Here is a 464-nt window from a genome sequence, read left to right on the forward strand (position 1 = left end):
GCGCGCACTTGTTTCTACACGATCCGGGTGCAACCAGCTGATCTATCTCGGGAAAACGTGGGGAAACCTCAGGGTCAGGTCGACGTTGGCCGGTAGCGGCTTGGCGTCGGTACTTTCGGTGCCGAACAGCGCGACGACCGGCTGCTTCAGCGACGACGGCTTGAGAACCATTCCGTGCACCGCTGCCTGCGCAGCGGCATTGGCGGACAGCCCGAGAACGGCGACGATGCAGATATTCAGTAACTTTTGCTTGATCATGAAGACGGTACTCCTTGAGGACATGAATGTAGCGCACGCACGTGTCGCTCCGCGCTAACTGCAGTACATGGTTGCGCTACTTGATTCACGCGATATTTTTTGGTGCGAAGCGACGCCTATTCAACGGAAGGGCACCTCGAACAACCAAGTCGTAGCCGTGGTGACACGCACTGGATGATGACCATACCTTCAAAAAATCAGCGATC

1 pseudogene is annotated in these 464 nt (G+C 56.2%); it reads right to left on the minus strand.

Annotated features, from left to right (window positions below):
- Positions 1 to 72 precede the first annotated feature (72 nt).
- Positions 73 to 258: pseudogene (locus XpopCFBP1817_RS21175) on the minus strand (peptidase C1); the annotation flags it as partial.
- Positions 259 to 464 lie beyond the last annotated feature (206 nt).

This window comes from Xanthomonas populi (genome assembly GCF_002940065.1).
Classification (GTDB): domain Bacteria; phylum Pseudomonadota; class Gammaproteobacteria; order Xanthomonadales; family Xanthomonadaceae; genus Xanthomonas; species Xanthomonas populi.